Genomic DNA, 17,498 nt, shown 5'->3' on the forward strand with positions numbered 1-17,498 from the left:
ATTTCAGGGTGCTTTTTATTTGAACTTATTTTGTTGAATGGGCTGTATTTTGTTAAAAGTGTCGCTTACCCTTTTGTTACTACATGAACAATGTTACACTAGTATACATAAATGGAACGGTTACATTCAAAGGAGGAAGGGTCTTGACCTTAAAGAGAACGCTCGTCGGTATCATCCGCAGCATGGAGGGAACCAGCGATCGAGCCAAGGATCCCAAATTAAAAACACGGTATTATAACTTATCCAAAGACAGAGCCTGGGAAGAGGTTTCTTCGACACTCAAAAAAATTCCGGGTTATAAAGTGCTGCATGAAGTGCCTTCTGTGGGAGAGGTCATACTGGAGAAGCGGACTACCTTTGGACGGACGATGGATATTACGGTTTCCATTATATCGGTAAGTCCTGTACGCAGTGCGGTCGATATGTATTCGGCTTCACGTGGTTCACTTGGGGACCTGGGTTCTAATTATCGCACGATCATGAACTTGTTCTCCGTATTGGATAAGAAGCTGAGCAAGTATAAGTCAAATGATTGAAATAGATGGGTGAATAACAAAAAGCGAGAGAAGGTTAACCTTCCTCGCTTTTGTTCTGAACGTGAACTACCTTTTACAGCAAGGCTTTTACAGCGGAAATCGCTTGCTCGAAGTTAGGGGAGTCTGTCATTTCAGGCAGATATTCCACATATGTAATTCGGTCTTCAGCATCCACCACGAAGATGGAGCGCATGTCCAATTGGAATTCTTTGATCAGAACACCGTAGTCTTCACCGAATGAACGTGTTTTGTAATCAGACAGTGTTACGACGCGGTCAACTCCGGCTGCGCCACACCAGCGTGCTTGTGCAAATGGAAGGTCAACGCTTACTGTCAATACGACAACATTGTCTCCGAGATCTCCTGCTTCAACATTGAAGCGCCGGGTTTGGGCATCGCATACGCCAGTATCCAGTGAAGGAACAACGCTGATTAATTTGACTTTACCTGCGAAGTCTTTCAGGGATGCATCTTCAACCAGGTTTTTACTCAGTGTAAAATCGGGTGCTTGATCGCCCACTTTCAATTCGGGTCCGATCAATGTAATAGGGTTGCCTTTAAAGGTAGCTGCGCCTGTACGTTCTTGTGCCATAATAATGTTCCTCCTTATAAGTTGGTGATCCGTGCCAAAATCCATTATAATCTTTTATGAAAGGCATTGTCCAATTCGGACGAAGGATCATTAAAATGGGTCAGACTTGCAGGCCGATCTGAACAGGGTGGAGTGAAAGTAGAAACTTATGATATTTATAAGGTATGAGAACTGGAAAAGTTATTTAAAATTTTTCCCTTTGACGTCGATTCTTTTAATTGCCAATGTTGTTATGTTTATTGTGTTGAGTGTGAACGGCGGTTCCACAAACAGTATGACGCTGCTTAAGTTTGGAGCACTTGTTAACCATGAGTTATTTGCAGCAGATTGGTGGCGTTACATTACGTCCATGTTCTTGCATGCTGGTTTCAGTCATTTGTTGTTTAACAGCTTTGCTCTCATCGTATTTGCACCACCAATGGAACGGCTGCTTGGCTCGGTAAGATATGGTGTGTTGTACTTGGGTGGAGGCATTCTAGGCAACATTCTGGCTGTTGCATGGTATAACTCGGTTGGAGCGACGACAATCTCAGTAGGTGCTTCAGGAGCAATCTATGCAATCTATGGTGCGTTTCTGTATGTAGCCTTGTTCCAGCGGACAATGATGGACGAAACCTCACGTAAAACGTTGTATACACTGCTTGTATTCGGAATTATTTTTTCCTTTGCCATGACAGGCATTAACTGGATGGCGCATTTGGGTGGGTTGTTAGGTGGATTCTTCATTTATGGACTTCTCATCCGCTTGTGGAAACCCCGCAGCTTTAAGCAGTAGTCGGATTGATCTGAAGACGGAATGCAATCAAGGATAAGTAGGGTATAGCAGATTGGAGAGATCAGGGGCAGTGGAATTAAGACAGTTGCATTACTTTTTGAAAGTGGCACAGAAGGAGCATGTTACGCAGGCGGCGGAGGAATTGCACGTAGCGCAGTCTGCGGTGAGTCGTCAGATTCATCAGCTGGAGGAAGAACTTGGAGTAGACCTCTTTATGCAAAAAGGGCGAAATCTGCAGTTGACCGCAGTCGGGCAGCTCTTTTGCAAACGGGTTGAAGGCATATTGAAAGATCTGGACAAAGCGGTCGGGGAGGTTCATGAGTTTCTCGACCCGGAGCATGGTGAAATTCGTATCGGTTTTCCTCATAGTCTCGGTATTCACTTGATTCCTTCGGTTGTAGCAGCGTTCCGTCAGCGTTATCCTAACGTCAAATTCAGATTCAAGCAAGGTATGTTCCCGACGCTCATTCGTGATGTGTTATCGGCTGAAGTAGACTTGGCCTTCATATCTCCATTTCCGGAAAAGCACGACCAGGTAGATGGTGACATTGTGCTTACGGAAGAACTGCATGCAATCCTTCCGCCCAATCATCCATTGGCTGGTGAAGATAGCATTGCGTTAGAGCAACTTAAAGATGATAAGTTTGTATTATTCAGTAAAGGGTATTCTCTACGTCCGATTGTCTGGCACGCATGTCTTGAAGCTGGGTTTACGCCCAAGATTGCTTTTGAGGGTGAAGAGACGGATACCATTCGTGGGCTGGTTGCCGCTGGCATGGGTGTGAGTTTACTGCCAGAAATGGCGCTTTTCCAGACGAACCCACTGCAACCGGCGCATGTAGCCATTTCTCATCCAAAAGTGACGCGTACGATTGGGTTGATCCATCGTGCGGATGACAAGCTTCCACTTGTTGCGCAGTCATTTCGTTCATTCTTGCTTAATTATTTCGGTTTACAGCAAAACAATACCCCATCCGATTAACGGTGGGGTATTGTTTTTTGTTTGTGTATTCAATTAGTCACGGCTATTGAAAATTCCGATGTAACGAACCAGTTCCAGCAATGAGATTAACGCTGCAGCGACGTAAGTCAATGCTGCGGCATTCAGTACTTTGGCGACTCCTCTTTCTTCTTCGTTCCGGATATAACCTTCCGATACCATAATCTCTCTTGCGCGATTACTAGCATTGAACTCGACCGGCAACGTAATGAGTTGGAACGCAACAGTTACGGAGAAGAAAATAATACCAATACCGACCAGGTTCATTGCATTAAAGATGAATCCGGCAATGAGCAAGAAGGGCGCGAGTCCGGATGCAAAGTTGACGATCGGGAAAATCCGGTGACGTAGTGCCAACATCGGATAACTTTCCTTATGCTGGATCGCATGGCCAACTTCATGACACGCAACGGAGACAGCCGAGATTGAATTTTCATAATATACAGGCTCAGACAACCTCACGACACGATTGATTGGATCGTAGTGATCGGAGAGTGCTCCACGCACCGGTTCAATAGGGACGTCGTGTAGGCCATTAGAGTCCAGCATATGACGAGCAGCATCGTAACCGGTCATTCCATTCAGATTTTTAACATCAGACCAACGGTTGAATGTACTCTTAACGCGAAATTGCGCCCATAAGGAGAGCAAAAAGGCGATAATGATCAAAACGAACATACCGTTATTAAAACTCATATTCATTCCTCCGCTTTCTAAATAATAAGCTACATCATGGTGTTTTCAAGCAAGATTTTCAAAGCTTCCATCGTACCAGCACTTTTGGCCAGTAGTCCGGCCATCATCTTACGTGCTTGTACAGGTTTCATCTCGCCTAGCAGCGGTTTAAGCTCATTTACCTCTCGCTCAAGCTGTTGCACATGGAGCTCCAATGTTGTCAGTTTGCTGGCAACCTGTTCTTCCGTGCTCACCAGACTCCACTTCTCAAGAGATTGCTTAATCTCGTCGAGACTATACTTCTCTTGTTTCATGTGTACAATACGTTCGAGCCTGGTTAAAGTTTCATTACTATAAAGACGATAATTTTTTTCTGTGCGCTCTTCAGGAGCGATGAGACCGAGCTTTGTGTAATAATCAATCGTCCGTTCGCTCACACCTGCAGTTTTGGCAAGTTCGCCAATCCGAAACAATTTCATATCCCCAATGATATTCACCTCGCTTGCAAGTTCAAATGTAGGGAATTTTAGATTCCAGTTGCGGCTTTGCATAACCCGCCCAATTTTTTTCTTACTAATAGTTATGATACATGATCTTTAACCATACAGTCAAACGTTACGCTTTGACGGCTGTCAGGCTGCGTTTCTATATCTATGTGCTCATAGGACATGAATATGTACTTAAGTGCAAGAAAAAGACGTAAGACTTTATTCCCAGAAATATTTTTCATTTTCGCTGAAAATACTCTTGTCAACTTTCCTGTCTTCTGCTTATAATGGCATTAAGAGTTTCACGATATGTGAAGAAACTTAACATAAGAGGGAGTGGGGTATATGAGAAAGAAATGGTTGGTTTCGGTGTTAATAATGCTTACTTTATTGGCTTTCCCGGTCAGCGCATTTGCAGCTGCGGAGGGGCCGACTAACATCGAGCTTCAAAGCGGTCTGAACTCAGCCTTTACGTTTCTGGCTGTTGTGCTGGTTTTCCTGATGCAAGGGGGATTTGCTCTACTAGAAGCCGGTTCGACTCGAATGAAAAACGCAGGACACATTGCGGGTAAAACAATCCTGACATTGGGGATTTCGGTTATTGCCTTCTGGGCTCTTGGCTTCGGTCTTGGTTTCGGTAATGGTAACAGTTTCTTCGGAACAACCGGATTTTTCCTGAGTGGGGACGGAATGGCTGCTTCGTTCGAATCACTGGCATTCTCTGATGTTCCGCTAACAATTAAATTTGTATTCCACCTTGCCTTTGCAGCAGTATCCCTGGCTATTGCCTGCGGTGGTATGGCAGAACGTGCAAAGATGAGTGTATATATCGTTTTCGGTACGCTGTATACCATTATCATGTATCCGGTTGTTGCTCACTGGGTATGGGGCGGCGGCTGGTTGGCTGAGCTTGGTATGCAAGACTTTGCAGGTTCGACGGTTGTCCACTTGACGGGTGCAACTGCTGCATTGGTAGCTACTATATTGTTGAAGCCGCGTATCGGCAAATATAACAAAGATGGTAGACCTAACATCATTCCAGGTCATAACCAAGTTTACTCCGTACTCGGTGTAATTATCCTATGGATCGGTTGGTTCGGTTTCAACCCAGGTAGTACATTATCTGCCATGGGTGATGGATTCTTCGGTTATGTAGCATTGACTACAAACGTAGCTGCGGCTGCTGGTGGCGTTGCGGCACTGTTGATCTCATGGGCTGTATTGGGTAAATCCGATATTCCTAGTATGTTGAACGGCGTGCTTGCCGCACTCGTTGCCATCACAGGTGCTTGTGCTTTCGTAGAACCATGGGCAGCGCTGGTTATTGGTGCTCTGGCAGGTATTATCACATTCTTCACTGCTCAATTCTTTGAGCGTAAAGGAATTGACGATCCAATCTATGCTTTCTCTGTACATGGTATTGCTGGTATGTGGGGAGCGATCTCCACAGGTTTGTTCGCAACACCGGAACTTGCTGAGAATGCAGGCGTAGGTCAAGCGGGACTGTTCTACGGCGGTGGTTTCCACCAACTGGGCGTTCAGCTTCTGGGTCTGGCAGGCGCATTTGCCTTCGTACTGATCATGTCCTTCATTATTCTTGGTGGTATGAAAGCTGTCATGGGAATCCGTGTAACGGAAGAAGAAGAAACGATGGGTCTGGATTTAAGTGAGCATGGTACTTACGGGTACCCTGAACAAATGAAAAATGTAGAAACGAAATCCAATGGCGGTACGTTCAGCTCCTAAGAGGAATGATTGCTGAATCATGCTTCAAGGAGGCTGGACATGATGGAACCCATCCCGTATATAAATCAATCCTGGTCCTATCAGGGAATAGATGGTGCGGCATCTTCTCAAGAACTGCGCCAGGCACGTGTGATATTGCAGAATGAGCTCCAGGAACTGTTGTCCGCTTCCTTGTCGCCGATTGAATGGTACCAGACGGTAAATGAGCTGCATGACCGGGTTGCTCGGCGGGCAGTAGAGTTATGCATCCAGGGGATGGTAGAGGAAGGCTTAGGCCGACCTCCCGTCCCCTATGCCTTTATCGTTTTTGGCAGTTCCGGCAGGCAAGAAGCGACGTTATGGAGTGATCAGGATAATGGCATGATTATCAGTGATATCCCTCATAAGGGGAAAGAGACATATTTTGCCGAACTCGGACTTCGAATGACCGATATGTTGGAGGCACTTGGTTACGCCAAATGTGAAGGCAAAGTGATGTGTTCAGAGCCTCTATGGAGGAAAACGCTGGAATCTTGGAAGGAACAACTGATAGCGTGGGGATCGGACCTGTCATGGGAGCCGGTTCGCAATCTAATTATCGCTTCAGACATGCGTTTTGTTGCAGGTGATCCAGAGCTTGCGGAGGAATGGATTTCTGCATTTTATGAAGGGTTCAGATCGGTTCCTGAGCTTTCCGATGCTGTGCTGCGCAATACCGTTAAACACAAGGCGACACTGAACATTCTTGGAAGGGTCGTAACGGAACGATTCGGTGAACATGCAGGTGGATTTGATGTGAAATATGGCCTGTATATTCCTCTGGTGAACAGTGCGCGTTTTCTGGCTTTGCAGCATGGTATCAAAGAAACGTCTACGCTCAAGCGGATTCAGAGGTTGGTATCGCTTGAAGCAGTTCCGCTTACTTTGCTGGATGCAGCTCAGCGTGCATTTATGACGGCTTTGAGGCTGCGACGCAGTACACCCATTGTGGTCAAACAAGGGTTGCAGCATAGTGGCGGTTTCCTGAACGAGAAGCAATTGAAGGAAAAACAAATACATTATGAACTCCGGGATACGTTAGGGTTGGTGCGGCGAGTACATCGTGCGCTGCAAAGACAACTTCGTTTTGCAGAAAGGAGACGTCCATGAGAGAGCCGGCAAGGGGCAATACTGGATTCTGGAATTCGCTGCGCCAGGGAGGGGTTCCTTCCGCCATCGCTTCCATAATGGGAGCCCCTACGGCGCAACATATGGCGTTTATCCGTTCGATGATGAGAGAACAGCGCAGACCCGAGGTGCTGCACACGCCCTTGAACGAATTGAATGCTGTCGTATTCGATCTGGAAACGACGGGCTTCTCTCCCCAGCATGGGGATGAGATCCTTTCCTTTGGGGCGGTGCGTATTAATGGTGGTGTGATGCTGGAGAATGAGCAGTTCTACACGTTGGTTCAGTCCAAAGTCTCCGTTCCGGAACACATTACCGAACTGACGGGAATTACACAGGAAATGACGATGGATGCTCCGTCGCTCCTGAAAGGCTTGCATGACTTCATGTCTTTTGTTGGCGGAAGTGTATTGGTTGCCCATGCAAGCGCGCATGATCGGGCTTTTCTGAATGCGGCCTTGTGGCGGACATCCAAAGTAAGGTTAACGCACCGGCTCATCGATACGATGATGCTGGCACGATGGCTTGAACCGAACAGACCGGGTTATGGTCTGGATGAATTGCTGGAATCCAAAAGCATTCCCATCTATGGACGCCACCACGCTTTGGAGGACGCCAAAATGACTGCACAGTTATGGTCCTGTTATCTGGAGGATATGTCTCGCAAAAATGTAGAAACATTAGGTGATCTGTACACTCAGTTAAGTCACGCATAACTGGGCGGGCTGTAAGCTGTATGATTGGACATGGCTCATTCCAATGCTTGAATCAATACTTGCATGAATTTGATAACCCTTTAGAAGCATCTTTAGTTGTGATTCAGCTGTAAGATCGGGCGAGCCTATAAAATATATCTGGAGTAGTCCGGCAAAAATCGGTAGGTTACGCAGATCCTCATTGGAAGGTATGGGAGTGGTTCGTGGGTGGGAGTGAAAGAGCCCGATAAGTTGTGGCTCATTGAACACACACCGGATCCATTCTGTATCTTCCAATGAGAAATGGTGCAGCGGGTCAGGCGCTACGTTACGAATGGGCTGAAACCGACTGATTCGTATGCCGCCCGCTGCGGCTTCACCCAGCACAACCCCGCAGGCTTCTTGTGGCAGCGAAGCGAACATGTACTTAGACATCTCCTGCTCTACGGAGGAAGGGATGTAGAAGGTGTTTTGCTGCCCATGAGGTGCTGCCATTTGTATTCACCCCTCTCTCTTTGGCTCCTGCTTCGGCAGGAGTCCTTTTTTATTTTATTTTGTGTGACCCGGATTGTAAAATTTTAAAGGAAAAGGGTACAATATGAGAGAGAGCCTGAAATATCTCACATGTTAGAAGAGCGTGAATCTCGATATGTTTGATTATACAAAAGGGTGGCTGGCCATGAAACGAAATATATACATACTGCTGGGTGTTGTATTGCTTGTGGGCATTGCTTTGGCTCAAAATGCAGACAACGGAATCGCAGCCGTGTTTAAACAAGAGGAGCCAATGCCGACGGAGACTGGGCCGAAAGCGGGTTTACTGGCACCAGCGTTCTCTTTGAAAGCCATGGATGGGAAAACCTACTCTGTAGGTGGTGCCAAGGAAAAAGCCATCTTCGTCAGTTTCTGGGCATCCTGGTGTGAACCGTGCAAGCAGGAAGCTCCTGCGCTTAATACATTGGCAGCGAAATACAAAGATAAGCTGGATCTCTACGGTGTGAATGTAACTACGTACGATAAAATCAGGGATGCCAAAGCTTTTGTGGATGAATACAAACTGACGTTCCCTATTCTGCTTGATGAAGATGGAACAGCATATGCCAAATATAACGGTTTAGCTTTTCCGACGAATGTACTGATTGATTCCCGAGGTGTCGTTCAGGAAATTATCTTGGGGATTTTACCTGAGAAAGAGCTGGAGCGAAAAATCAAGGAGTTAATTGAGGATTAGCCGAGCAAGAAGCTAGCCAAGCGAGAAACAAAAGCGCCTGTCTTCCAATGTTTTTTGGAAACAGGCGCTTCTTTTATTTTCCGGGAAATATGCATTAATGGTTGCTTAGACCGTGAGCTGGAATGTTGACTACATCAGGCTCGTCCTGCAATTTTTCTTGAAGAAGGGCATAACGGAAACTGTGTACGAGGGCTTCCCAGCTCGCTTCAATCACGTTCTCGGACACACCGACTGTATTCCACGTGTTTTCTGTGTTTTTGGATTCAATTAATACACGAACCTTCGCGGCAGTAGCATCTTTTTCATCCAGAACACGTACTTTATAGTCGGACAGATGCATGTTGGCAAGGGAAGGGAAGTACTGCACAAGTGCTTTCCGAAGTGCGTTATCCAGTGCGTTGACCGGACCGTTGCCTTCAGCTGCGGTATACGCACTTGTTCCGCCTACGTTAAGTTTAACAAAGGCTTCCGAAACAACTGACTTGCCAGCCACTTTTTCAACAAGCATCTTGAACGATTCAAAGGTAAACAATTCTTTCATGTCACCGTTGGCTTCGCGGATCAACAATTCAAGAGAGGCATCGGCGCCTTCGAACTGATAGCCCTGATGTTCCAGATCTTTGATTTTCTCAATGATCTGACGTGAGTTGGCACTGCTTGGATCAAATTCAAGACCAAGTTCCTGTGCTTTGGACACAATGTTACTTTGTCCTGCCAGTTCGGAGACGAGCACACGCTGTTTGTTACCAACCAACTCAGGGACGATGTGTTCATAGGTCCGGGAATCACGCAATATGGCAGAGACGTGAATACCGCCCTTGTGAGCGAAAGCGGCATTTCCGACATAAGGTTGGTTGATTGGCATATTTACGTTGGCAATCTCACTGACATAACGGGCAACATTCGTGAGCTGTCTCATCGAATCCTCAGAAACGCATTCATATCCAAGCTTCAGTTGCAGGTTAGGTATAATCGAAGCCAAATTGGCGTTGCCACATCTCTCTCCATAACCGTTCATCGTACCTTGCACCTGTCTGGCACCAGCTTGTACCGCGCTTAAGGTGTTGGCTACAGCAAGTTCACAGTCATTATGTGTATGAATGCCCAGATGGGCTTGCGGAAGCCGTCCAGCGAGTGTGGATACGATCTCGTACACCTCATGCGGCATCGTTCCACCGTTGGTGTCACACATTACAAGCCAGTCCGCTCCAGCTTCATGGGCTTTGGTTAATACAGCCTGTGCATATTCTGGGTTGTGCTTAAATCCATCGAAGAAATGCTCTGCATCAAAGATGACTTCCATACCGTTTTGTTTCAGATAGGCAATGGAGTCGTAGATCATAGACAGGTTTTCTTCCAAAGTGGTCTGCAAAGCAGTGTGTACGTGGAAATCCCATGACTTGCCTACCAGAGTCGCTGCCTGAGCACCGGATTCAATCATGCGCTTCAAGTTCGCGTCTTCACTGGCGATGCTGCCTTTACGACGTGTACTACCAAAAGCGACAACCTTCGCGTTCAGGTTCAGTTCCTTGACTCTTTTGAAAAACTCAATGTCTTTGGTATTGCTGCCTGGAATTCCGCCTTCAATATAATGAGCACCCAGGTCATCGAGCTTCTTGGCAATTTTGAGCTTGTCATCTGCCGATAAGCTGACTCCCTCCCCTTGTGTGCCGTCACGTAAAGTCGTATCGAAGATGGAGATGGCCTTTGACATGAAGATCCTCCTTTAAGATGAAGCGCTTTTTTTAGAAAGTTTAATGGTGTGTTTAAAAAAATGGTTGAACATATTGGTGACGAATCCTTCGATTCTGTACCGCTACACTGTATTAAATTCAAAGTGTAGATTTGTCCTAAAATCGTGAATTTGTATAATTAATTATTATAGCACCATTATCGTCAAATGCTACATCGAATTCACCATTTGGTGTAACAAATGATGGATTGTAGAGTAGAGTGCGCTGTAAACGGCTTCTTGTAATATGTTATGCTTCATCTAAATGGGTGTATTCCAGGATTGAATATGGATTCATATCATGTCTATATAAATGGAGGAAAGAGAATGACTTTTGTGTGGGAGAATATAATCATTTCATTCATTTTGATCGCTATTTTCGTCGTTGCAGTGTGGGCTGTTATTCGATCGGTCGTTAAATTTTTCAGAAAATAAGGGATCGTGAATGATTTTTACATAAAGTATTTTGATATAATAGATTAGAGAATGCGTTTGAGGAATAGTGTATACGGAAGGGCGGTGGTGGATCATGTCTTCAGACCAAACGCATAACAACATAAATGTAGATCGATACTATCCTGCCGCCGGACGAGTGATTCTGCATGTCGATATGAATGCTTTTTATTGCTCTGTACATGAAGCCGAGGAACCGGAATTATATAGAGGAAAAGCGACGGCCGTTGCTGGCAGTAGTGAAGTGCGCAAAGGTGTCATTGTTACTTGTTCGTACACAGCTCGCAGAATGGGAATCTCCACAGGCATGGTCGTTCATCAAGCGTTGAAGAAATGTCCTGACTTAATTGTGATTCGACCGGATTTTCATTTGTATCGAAAGTATTCGAGAGAATTCATGAAAATAGCTTACAGTTATACGCCACTGCTCGAAGCGACCTCCATCGATGAGTGTTACCTAGATATTACAGGATCCAGACAGTTCGGTACGCCGCTGGAAATTGCAGAGAGTATTCAGAACAGAATCCGGGATGAATTGGGGATGCCTTGTTCGATCGGAATTGCACCCAACAAGCTGCTTGCCAAGATGGCCTCTGATTTAAAAAAGCCTAATGGCATTTCGATTTTGCGGATGAGAGATGTACCTCAGATTTTGTGGCATAGACCGTGTAACGAGATGTTTGGCATTGGCAAAAAAACAGCCGAAAAGCTGAAGAAACTGGGCATTGAAACGATAGGGCAGCTGGCCAAATCAGATGAGCGGATGTTAACCGATATGTTTGGAATTAATGGCTCTTGGTTAAAAAATTCAGCAAACGGCATTAATCATTCAGCAGTTCAGGCTGAACGTGAAGCGAACAAATCGATTGGACACACGACAACGCTACCTGCGGATATATCTGAAATGGATGCTGTGCATCGGGTGTTACTGAATATAAGTGACCAGGTTGCCAGACGGTTGCGCAAGCACGAAATGCTCAGTCAGGGTATTCAGATTACGATTCGTACACCGGATATGAAGACCATTACAAGATCGCGCATGATGGAAGTGCCTACTGAAGATGCATCCGTCATATACCGGGAAGCCTGTGCTTTGTTTGCGAAACATTGGGGCGGGGGCAAACCGGTTCGCATGCTGGGAGTTACCCTTCAGACGCTAATCCCACGCGAGGAGTCGGCAATACAGCTTGATCTGTTTGAATATGAACAGAAGCCGAAGAAGGAAAACCTGATTCGCATTATGGATCAGTTACGTGACAAGTTTGGCGAGAATGCTGTCGTTACAGCTGGAATGCTGGGGGATGATCCTTCCGTATTACTGCGTAATCATAAAGTGCGGGGAACTTCACTGCAAAAAGATAATTTGCAAAGTCTCGATTAAATAGGGCATAATGGAGTCTTGAGGCTGTTAAAATGATTTGTAATAACTCTTACTTTGTATTAATATGTTTCTAGATAAAAATACTGTACGTTTTTGAATAATAGGAGGAGAGATTGGTAATGAGTAAATTTACTTGGGTTGAAAAGGATACATGTATTGCGTGCGGAGCATGTGGAGCAACGGCGCCTGACATTTATGACTATGATGATGAAGGTTTGGCAGAAGTAATCTTCGATGGGGATGCCAACCAAGGGATCAAAGCAATTCCGGATGACTTGTTCGACGACATGCAGGATGCTTGCGACGGCTGCCCTACGGACTCCATTAAAGTAGCGGATGAACCTTTTAATAAAGAAGGCTAATTCCTTTCATATGAAACTTGTAAAAGCACATTCTTCTGTCTCTAGGGACAGGGGGGCGTGCTTTTTTGTCGAATGTTGAGGCTTAGATCCGGGTACTCAAGTCCTATGGATTTCCTGTCATCATTTGCCGATATATAAAGAAACGGAAAAAGGCGAAATGATGGAGGATCGGATGCAAAATACTCATCTACGAACATATGTAAAGAAACATCCCGATAATAAAATGGCCTGGTATTTACTTGGTAAGGAATATTTGGGTGAAGGGCAGGAGGCCAAGGCGAACTATTGTTTTCAGCAGGCGGGTGAAGTCTACGAGGCTTTCGAGCGAAGCAAGGCACCGGCAGATATATGGGTGGATTATCAAGAGAAGCTGGTCGAGATGGCTGAGCAAAAGGAGAAAAAACATCGTGTTCGCAAGATGTGGCTTACCCTGCTGATGTTGCTTGTACTGGCAGGGTTACCGCCTGCAGATGCTCCCGGTTTCAATCGTGATGCAGCCGATGCTTTGGCTTCAGCGTTGGAATCGACGGATGATTCCACAGATAACGAATCTGGGGATAGCCCGGCAGATGATCAGGCTCCTGTGGCGAAATCCAATGTGTTTACAGCTGGGGCATTCGGTGGAGGCGACCAGGGTGAGGCTGCATTGGCAGCTGCGTGGTCGGGCTCTGGTCCGAAAGTGCAGACATCGGCTGTACTTGGAATGCAGGTCGCTGGTAACTGGACATTATGGAAGCGGAATATGTCGGTGAAATACATCGTTCAGACGAACAGCAGTGGCAAATTAACGGCACAGAGTTATGATGCCAAGCAGTGTAACTGTGAACCACCGGAAGTATCAACGGAGATCAAGCGGCTGGCACAAGCCTGGACAGCGAAACAGGAATCCGCGGCAGCGCTATCGAGCGCAATGATTACATATAAAAAACAAAATGGAAACTGGCCGAAAAGTGTGGCACAGCTTGCCCAGCCCTTTCCCAATAATATTCTGGGAGAGACTGCACCAGGCATGACCCGGATGTTCCCGGCACTACTAGCCATGCATCAGCAAGGGGAAATGGGAAAAGGGAAGAACACAGCTGAAGGAACGGGTTCGATTTCAGATTCGCCGCAAGGCAAAAATGCTGCATTTGTGGATACGTTAGGCGAAAAGCCTTTTTTGCAGGATCGCCTTGAAATTATTGTGGACAAGAGCAGGCATAAGCTTGCACTGATTAGTGGCAACACCATTATTCGGAATTACGAGGTGGGGCTTGGGGGAGATCGCACGCCAGAGGGTTCGTTTGTAATTTCAGACAAGGTTGTTAATCCAAATGGTCGCTCAAATGGCGAATTTGGAAGTAGGGGCATGCAGCTATCCGACACGAATTATGCCATCCATGGGACCAACGAGCCAAACAGTATCGGGCTGGATGAATCCCTTGGATGTGTGAGAATGAGTACTGTAGATGTGGAAGAGCTGTTTGCTCTTGCTCCTCAGGGAACTCAGGTACGCATCGGGAAAGATTTGCTGCCAGAGACAGCTATGGTTCCAGAAGCGAAGGATCGCTACCGGTATACACTTGTTCTCAAGCAAAATAATCCGAATAAGACGTATCATTGGTTGAATTAAACGAAAAAACAAGTGATTCAGACCGAAGAAAACGTAAAATCCATGCTGGATTGGTATGTAGATGCATAAACAGTCGGTTGGAGCATTTACAGGTTGGCGATAATAATAAGCGCACCAATGATAATGATCAGTCCAACGACGCTGGCTGCGGTCCAGATAATGGCTTTCCGGTTGACCTCATCTTTCTTTTGCTGCAAAGTGGGTGGTTTGCGTTTGGGAGCCATGGGCTGTTCCTCCTTCATGGAATAAGGCTAATATAGATGTAGCCATGCTCCCATTGTAAAGAATTCAACTCGTCATTTCCAGTAGGCGGGTGGATTTCTTATGAGCTCTTAGGGTTTATCCAAAAAGCTTCTGTCTATGCTCAAACTACTTTCCTTTTGAAGAAGAAACGGATAGACTTGTGTATAGAGTGTTTTTTTACATATGAAAAAGACGGAAAGCAGTTTTTTCAGCGTACCGGACCAGAACGGAGTGAGTGATTTGTTATACAGAAGTCTTGCTAAACCCTTGTTGTTCAAAATGGACCCTGAGCAGGCCCATCATCTAATTATCGGCGGCCTCAGTGGAATGGGGAGTATTCGCCCGGTTCCGTCCGGTTTGCGTGTCATGTATGGCGTGCGTGAAACAGCGGATCTGGCTGTGGATATGTTTGGCTGCCACTTCCCTACACCTGTAGGCCTTGCTGCTGGTTTGGACAAAAACGGACAGGCTGTAACAGGCTTTTCTTCCATCGGGTTTGGCTTCATGGAAGTGGGCACAGTCACACCGCTTGCACAGCCAGGTAACGACCAGCCACGGTTATTCCGCCTGCCTCCCGATGAGGCATTGGTGAACCGGATGGGCTTTAATAACCTTGGAGCCGAAGCGATGGCGAGTGAATTGGCACGCCTCACGGAGCGCCGAATTCCAGTGGCCGTGAATATAGGTAAAAATAAGGCAACATCAAATGAAGAAGCGCATTTGGATTATGCAAAGTGCATTCGGGCGCTATACAATTATGCAGACCTGTTTGTGGTGAATATCAGTTCACCAAATACACCAGATTTGCGTAATCTGCAACATGGGAATGAATTGAAGGAATTGCTTGCCGCTGTCATGAATGAGATGGAGACGCAGCATAAAAGAGTGGGCGGTGCCGTTAAATCGGTGCTGGTCAAAATTGCACCAGATGTGAATGACCAGGAGCTTGATTATATGGTGAGTACCATTGCAGATAGTGGTGTTGCTGGAATCATCGCAACGAATACAACGATCAGCCGAGACGGACTGTCCCATCAGCATGCCAAAGAGACAGGTGGACTAAGTGGCAAGCCACTGCGTGACCGTTCCACGGAAATCATTCGCCAGATCTATCGCCAGACTGAAGGCAAACTGCCGATTATCGGATCGGGTGGTATTTTTACAAGCGAAGATGCTTACGAAAAGATTAAAGCAGGGGCCAGCCTGGTTGAAATATATACGGCATTGATCTATGAAGGACCTGAAGTGAACCGGCGCATTCATGCCGGACTTCGTGAATTGCTGCGCAAAGACGGTTACAGTCATATTTCGGAAGCTGTTGGTGCAGAGCATCGGTAAGCATTGTTTCGGAGTTCCCCGGATTTAAAATTAGAAGCGTGGAAGAGAGTAATGTCGTACGGGACTCTTCCCCCCGCTTAACATCATGTATAATGGATAAGAACAGGGGAAGCTATAGAGACAGGAGGCATAAGCATGGACGGTAGAGACTGGGGTACATTTTTACTTCCTTATGAACAAGCGGTAGAGGAATTGAAAGTTAAGTTTAAAACGATGCGGGCGGAGCTTAAGAAAAGGGAAGAATACGCCCCGATCGAATTCGTTACCGGTCGTGTCAAAAAAATATCCAGCATTTTGGAGAAATCCAGACGCCTGAATGTGCCGCTTGATCAGGTGGAAACAGGCATTGAGGATATTGCAGGTATCCGCATTATGTGCCAGTTTGTGGATGATATTCGGCGGGTAGCCGAGTATATTCGTGGTCGCAAGGATTTGACGGTATTAATCGAGAAAGATTATATCACCAATTTCAAAGAGAGCGGCTACCGCAGTTTCCATATGATTATTGAGTATCCTGTTCAGACAGCTCTTGGGCAGAAGAACGTGCTGGCCGAAATTCAGATTCGGACGCTGGCGATGAACTTCTGGGCTACGATTGAACACTCCTTGAGTTATAAGTTTCGGGAGAGCCTGCCGGATGATATGCGGGCAAGGTTGAAAAAAACGGCTGAAGCCGCTTTTGTACTCGATAATGAAATGTCGGCGATCCGTCTGCAAATTCTGGAGGCGCAAAAGGCATTTGAGGATGATTCCAATATCGTATCAAGAACGCTGAACATCATACATCAGTTGTATTTCTACCACCTCGTGAACGAAGCGATAGAGGCACAAAAGCGCTTCAATGACTGCTGGGAGCGTCATGATATGGAAGGGTTGAAAGACCTTTTGGATGATGTGAAAGCACTTCTGAATGCGGCCAGAAAGGGCGAAAACCCGGATGAGCAGCTATGAACCGCTGTATGTTGACTATCTGATCTACTTCAATCGCGATCAGGACTACTTTGAATGCCATGAGGTATTGGAAGAGTTGTGGCTTGAACGGGATCGGGATTCTCTGTACAAAGGATTACTGCAAATCGCAGTGGGACTGTATCATTTCAGGAATGCTAATCTTCGCGGGGGACGCATGATGTTACAGAGTTCGGTAGATCTGTTAAAGTCTTATCCGGAAACTTCGCAAGGCATTGCTCTTGAGCCGTTGGTGCAAGAAGTACAGGAACTGGTTGATGGACTTTCGGGTGCTGAGCCACAGAAATTTCCTTACAGAGACCTGCACATTCAGATTCAGGATGAGGCGCTGGTCCAGCAGATTCGGGAACGAGCTCTTGAACTGAAGCCCAATGTTCCCCAACGCCGAAGTCCTACACGTGGACGAATCTATGAAGAGAAGATGAAAGCATTGCAGCACGAACAGAACTTACAGAGCGAGTAAGCTTGGAAATTCATCATTCACTTGTTTATTAACATAGTGTCAAACATATGATCTGATAAAA

At 46.2% G+C, this 17,498-nt stretch carries 19 protein-coding genes; 13 read left to right on the forward strand and 6 right to left on the reverse strand.

The features are described from left to right. The first annotated feature begins 143 nt into the window (after nucleotides 1–143). Nucleotides 144–536: a DUF1499 domain-containing protein gene (locus AMS66_RS26500; RefSeq protein WP_024629239.1), complete on the forward strand. Its 393-nt coding sequence runs from the start codon at nucleotides 144–146 to the stop codon at nucleotides 534–536. A 73-nt stretch (nucleotides 537–609) separates the two neighbouring features. On the opposite strand, the gene tpx is transcribed toward AMS66_RS26500, so the two are convergent. Further along, entirely contained in the window at nucleotides 610–1,128 is a 519-nt protein-coding gene (gene tpx / locus AMS66_RS26505; protein WP_053783636.1) for a thiol peroxidase, read from the reverse strand. Between the two features lie 148 nt (nucleotides 1,129–1,276). On the opposite strand from tpx, the gene AMS66_RS26510 reads away from it, so the two are divergent. Both AMS66_RS26510 and AMS66_RS26515 read left to right on the forward strand, forming a co-directional pair. Then, on the forward strand, nucleotides 1,277–1,903 hold the full coding sequence (locus tag AMS66_RS26510) for a rhomboid family intramembrane serine protease (RefSeq protein WP_053783637.1): 627 nt from the start codon (nucleotides 1,277–1,279) through the stop codon (nucleotides 1,901–1,903). A gap of 70 nt (nucleotides 1,904–1,973) precedes the next feature. Next, a complete protein-coding gene (locus tag AMS66_RS26515) occupies nucleotides 1,974–2,885 on the forward strand; it encodes a LysR family transcriptional regulator (protein ID WP_053783638.1) in 912 nt (303 codons plus the stop codon). Nucleotides 2,886–2,918: 33 nt separating this feature from the next. Here AMS66_RS26515 and AMS66_RS26520 read toward each other — a convergent pair whose 3' ends face one another. Beyond that, a complete protein-coding gene (locus AMS66_RS26520) occupies nucleotides 2,919–3,599 on the reverse strand; it encodes a zinc metallopeptidase (RefSeq protein WP_053783639.1) in 681 nt (226 codons plus the stop codon). A 29-nt stretch (nucleotides 3,600–3,628) separates the two neighbouring features. Continuing rightward, the gene (locus tag AMS66_RS26525) at nucleotides 3,629–4,057 is read right to left on the reverse strand and encodes a MerR family transcriptional regulator (RefSeq protein WP_053783917.1); all 429 of its coding nucleotides are present in this window, start codon (nucleotides 4,055–4,057) and stop codon (nucleotides 3,629–3,631) included. A gap of 354 nt (nucleotides 4,058–4,411) precedes the next feature. Here AMS66_RS26525 and AMS66_RS26530 point away from each other — a divergent pair, with 354 nt between their 5' ends. From AMS66_RS26530 to AMS66_RS26540, 3 genes are read left to right on the forward strand one after another with little or no spacing between them, the layout of a single operon-like run. Next, nucleotides 4,412–5,812, forward strand: coding sequence for an ammonium transporter (locus tag AMS66_RS26530; RefSeq protein WP_053783640.1), 1,401 nt, complete (start codon nucleotides 4,412–4,414; stop codon nucleotides 5,810–5,812). A gap of 33 nt (nucleotides 5,813–5,845) precedes the next feature. Further along, nucleotides 5,846–6,940, forward strand: coding sequence for a DUF294 nucleotidyltransferase-like domain-containing protein (locus AMS66_RS26535; protein WP_407944579.1), 1,095 nt, complete (start codon nucleotides 5,846–5,848; stop codon nucleotides 6,938–6,940). Next, on the forward strand, nucleotides 6,937–7,674 hold the full coding sequence (locus AMS66_RS26540) for an exonuclease domain-containing protein (protein ID WP_053783641.1): 738 nt from the start codon (nucleotides 6,937–6,939) through the stop codon (nucleotides 7,672–7,674). The genes AMS66_RS26535 and AMS66_RS26540 overlap by 4 nt, the downstream gene beginning before the upstream one ends. Here the strand turns inward: AMS66_RS26540 and AMS66_RS26545 are convergent. Continuing rightward, nucleotides 7,660–8,148, reverse strand: a complete 489-nt coding sequence (locus AMS66_RS26545) for a Mov34/MPN/PAD-1 family protein (protein WP_053783642.1) — start codon at nucleotides 8,146–8,148, stop codon at nucleotides 7,660–7,662. The genes AMS66_RS26540 and AMS66_RS26545 overlap by 15 nt on opposite strands. A gap of 184 nt (nucleotides 8,149–8,332) precedes the next feature. On the opposite strand from AMS66_RS26545, the gene AMS66_RS26550 reads away from it, so the two are divergent. After that, nucleotides 8,333–8,884, forward strand: a complete 552-nt coding sequence (locus AMS66_RS26550; RefSeq protein ID WP_053783919.1) for a TlpA family protein disulfide reductase — start codon at nucleotides 8,333–8,335, stop codon at nucleotides 8,882–8,884. 94 nt (nucleotides 8,885–8,978) lie between these two features. Here AMS66_RS26550 and cimA read toward each other — a convergent pair whose 3' ends face one another. Continuing rightward, the gene (gene cimA / locus AMS66_RS26555; protein ID WP_053783643.1) at nucleotides 8,979–10,598 is read right to left on the reverse strand and encodes a citramalate synthase; all 1,620 of its coding nucleotides are present in this window, start codon (nucleotides 10,596–10,598) and stop codon (nucleotides 8,979–8,981) included. A 547-nt stretch (nucleotides 10,599–11,145) separates the two neighbouring features. Between cimA and AMS66_RS26560 the strand changes: the two genes are divergently transcribed. The 3 genes from AMS66_RS26560 (at nucleotide 11,146) to AMS66_RS26570 (ending at nucleotide 14,424) form a co-directional block, all read left to right on the forward strand. After that, nucleotides 11,146–12,450, forward strand: a complete 1,305-nt coding sequence (locus tag AMS66_RS26560; RefSeq protein ID WP_053783644.1) for a DNA polymerase IV — start codon at nucleotides 11,146–11,148, stop codon at nucleotides 12,448–12,450. A gap of 119 nt (nucleotides 12,451–12,569) precedes the next feature. Continuing rightward, nucleotides 12,570–12,812: a ferredoxin gene (locus AMS66_RS26565; protein ID WP_053783645.1), complete on the forward strand. Its 243-nt coding sequence runs from the start codon at nucleotides 12,570–12,572 to the stop codon at nucleotides 12,810–12,812. Between the two features lie 172 nt (nucleotides 12,813–12,984). Continuing rightward, nucleotides 12,985–14,424 (forward strand): L,D-transpeptidase family protein, encoded by a 1,440-nt coding sequence (locus AMS66_RS26570; protein ID WP_053783646.1) that lies wholly within the window; start codon nucleotides 12,985–12,987, stop codon nucleotides 14,422–14,424. A gap of 86 nt (nucleotides 14,425–14,510) precedes the next feature. On the opposite strand, the gene AMS66_RS33000 is transcribed toward AMS66_RS26570, so the two are convergent. Continuing rightward, complete coding sequence (locus AMS66_RS33000; protein ID WP_181014169.1) at nucleotides 14,511–14,648, reverse strand: hypothetical protein; 138 nt, start codon at nucleotides 14,646–14,648, stop codon at nucleotides 14,511–14,513. Nucleotides 14,649–14,907: 259 nt separating this feature from the next. Between AMS66_RS33000 and AMS66_RS26575 the strand changes: the two genes are divergently transcribed. The 3 genes from AMS66_RS26575 (at nucleotide 14,908) to AMS66_RS26585 (ending at nucleotide 17,437) form a co-directional block, all read left to right on the forward strand. Then, nucleotides 14,908–16,005, forward strand: coding sequence for a quinone-dependent dihydroorotate dehydrogenase (locus tag AMS66_RS26575; protein WP_053783920.1), 1,098 nt, complete (start codon nucleotides 14,908–14,910; stop codon nucleotides 16,003–16,005). A 135-nt stretch (nucleotides 16,006–16,140) separates the two neighbouring features. Continuing rightward, nucleotides 16,141–16,956: a GTP pyrophosphokinase gene (locus AMS66_RS26580; RefSeq protein WP_053783647.1), complete on the forward strand. Its 816-nt coding sequence runs from the start codon at nucleotides 16,141–16,143 to the stop codon at nucleotides 16,954–16,956. Then, nucleotides 16,943–17,437 (forward strand): DUF309 domain-containing protein, encoded by a 495-nt coding sequence (locus AMS66_RS26585; RefSeq protein WP_053783648.1) that lies wholly within the window; start codon nucleotides 16,943–16,945, stop codon nucleotides 17,435–17,437. The genes AMS66_RS26580 and AMS66_RS26585 overlap by 14 nt, the downstream gene beginning before the upstream one ends. The last annotated feature ends 61 nt before the right edge of the window (nucleotides 17,438–17,498 follow it).

Source organism: Paenibacillus xylanivorans (assembly GCF_001280595.1).
In the GTDB taxonomy this organism is placed as follows: Bacteria; Bacillota; Bacilli; order Paenibacillales; family Paenibacillaceae; genus Paenibacillus; species Paenibacillus xylanivorans.

Coding starts and splice junctions, on each gene's coding strand:
- AMS66_RS26580 (WP_053783647.1), top strand. CDS start 16,141: ATGGACGGTAGAGACTGGGGTACATTTTTACTTCCTTATGAACAAGCG.
- AMS66_RS26540 (WP_053783641.1), top strand. CDS start 6,937: ATGAGAGAGCCGGCAAGGGGCAATACTGGATTCTGGAATTCGCTGCGC.
- AMS66_RS26570 (WP_053783646.1), top strand. CDS start 12,985: ATGCAAAATACTCATCTACGAACATATGTAAAGAAACATCCCGATAAT.
- AMS66_RS26520 (WP_053783639.1), bottom strand. CDS start 3,599: ATGAGTTTTAATAACGGTATGTTCGTTTTGATCATTATCGCCTTTTTG.
- AMS66_RS26560 (WP_053783644.1), top strand. CDS start 11,146: ATGTCTTCAGACCAAACGCATAACAACATAAATGTAGATCGATACTAT.
- AMS66_RS26550 (WP_053783919.1), top strand. CDS start 8,333: ATGAAACGAAATATATACATACTGCTGGGTGTTGTATTGCTTGTGGGC.
- AMS66_RS26545 (WP_053783642.1), bottom strand. CDS start 8,148: ATGGCAGCACCTCATGGGCAGCAAAACACCTTCTACATCCCTTCCTCC.
- AMS66_RS33000 (WP_181014169.1), bottom strand. CDS start 14,648: ATGGCTCCCAAACGCAAACCACCCACTTTGCAGCAAAAGAAAGATGAG.
- AMS66_RS26525 (WP_053783917.1), bottom strand. CDS start 4,057: ATGAAATTGTTTCGGATTGGCGAACTTGCCAAAACTGCAGGTGTGAGC.
- AMS66_RS26530 (WP_053783640.1), top strand. CDS start 4,412: ATGAGAAAGAAATGGTTGGTTTCGGTGTTAATAATGCTTACTTTATTG.
- cimA (WP_053783643.1), bottom strand. CDS start 10,598: ATGTCAAAGGCCATCTCCATCTTCGATACGACTTTACGTGACGGCACA.
- AMS66_RS26565 (WP_053783645.1), top strand. CDS start 12,570: ATGAGTAAATTTACTTGGGTTGAAAAGGATACATGTATTGCGTGCGGA.
- tpx (WP_053783636.1), bottom strand. CDS start 1,128: ATGGCACAAGAACGTACAGGCGCAGCTACCTTTAAAGGCAACCCTATT.
- AMS66_RS26510 (WP_053783637.1), top strand. CDS start 1,277: ATGATATTTATAAGGTATGAGAACTGGAAAAGTTATTTAAAATTTTTC.
- AMS66_RS26585 (WP_053783648.1), top strand. CDS start 16,943: ATGAGCAGCTATGAACCGCTGTATGTTGACTATCTGATCTACTTCAAT.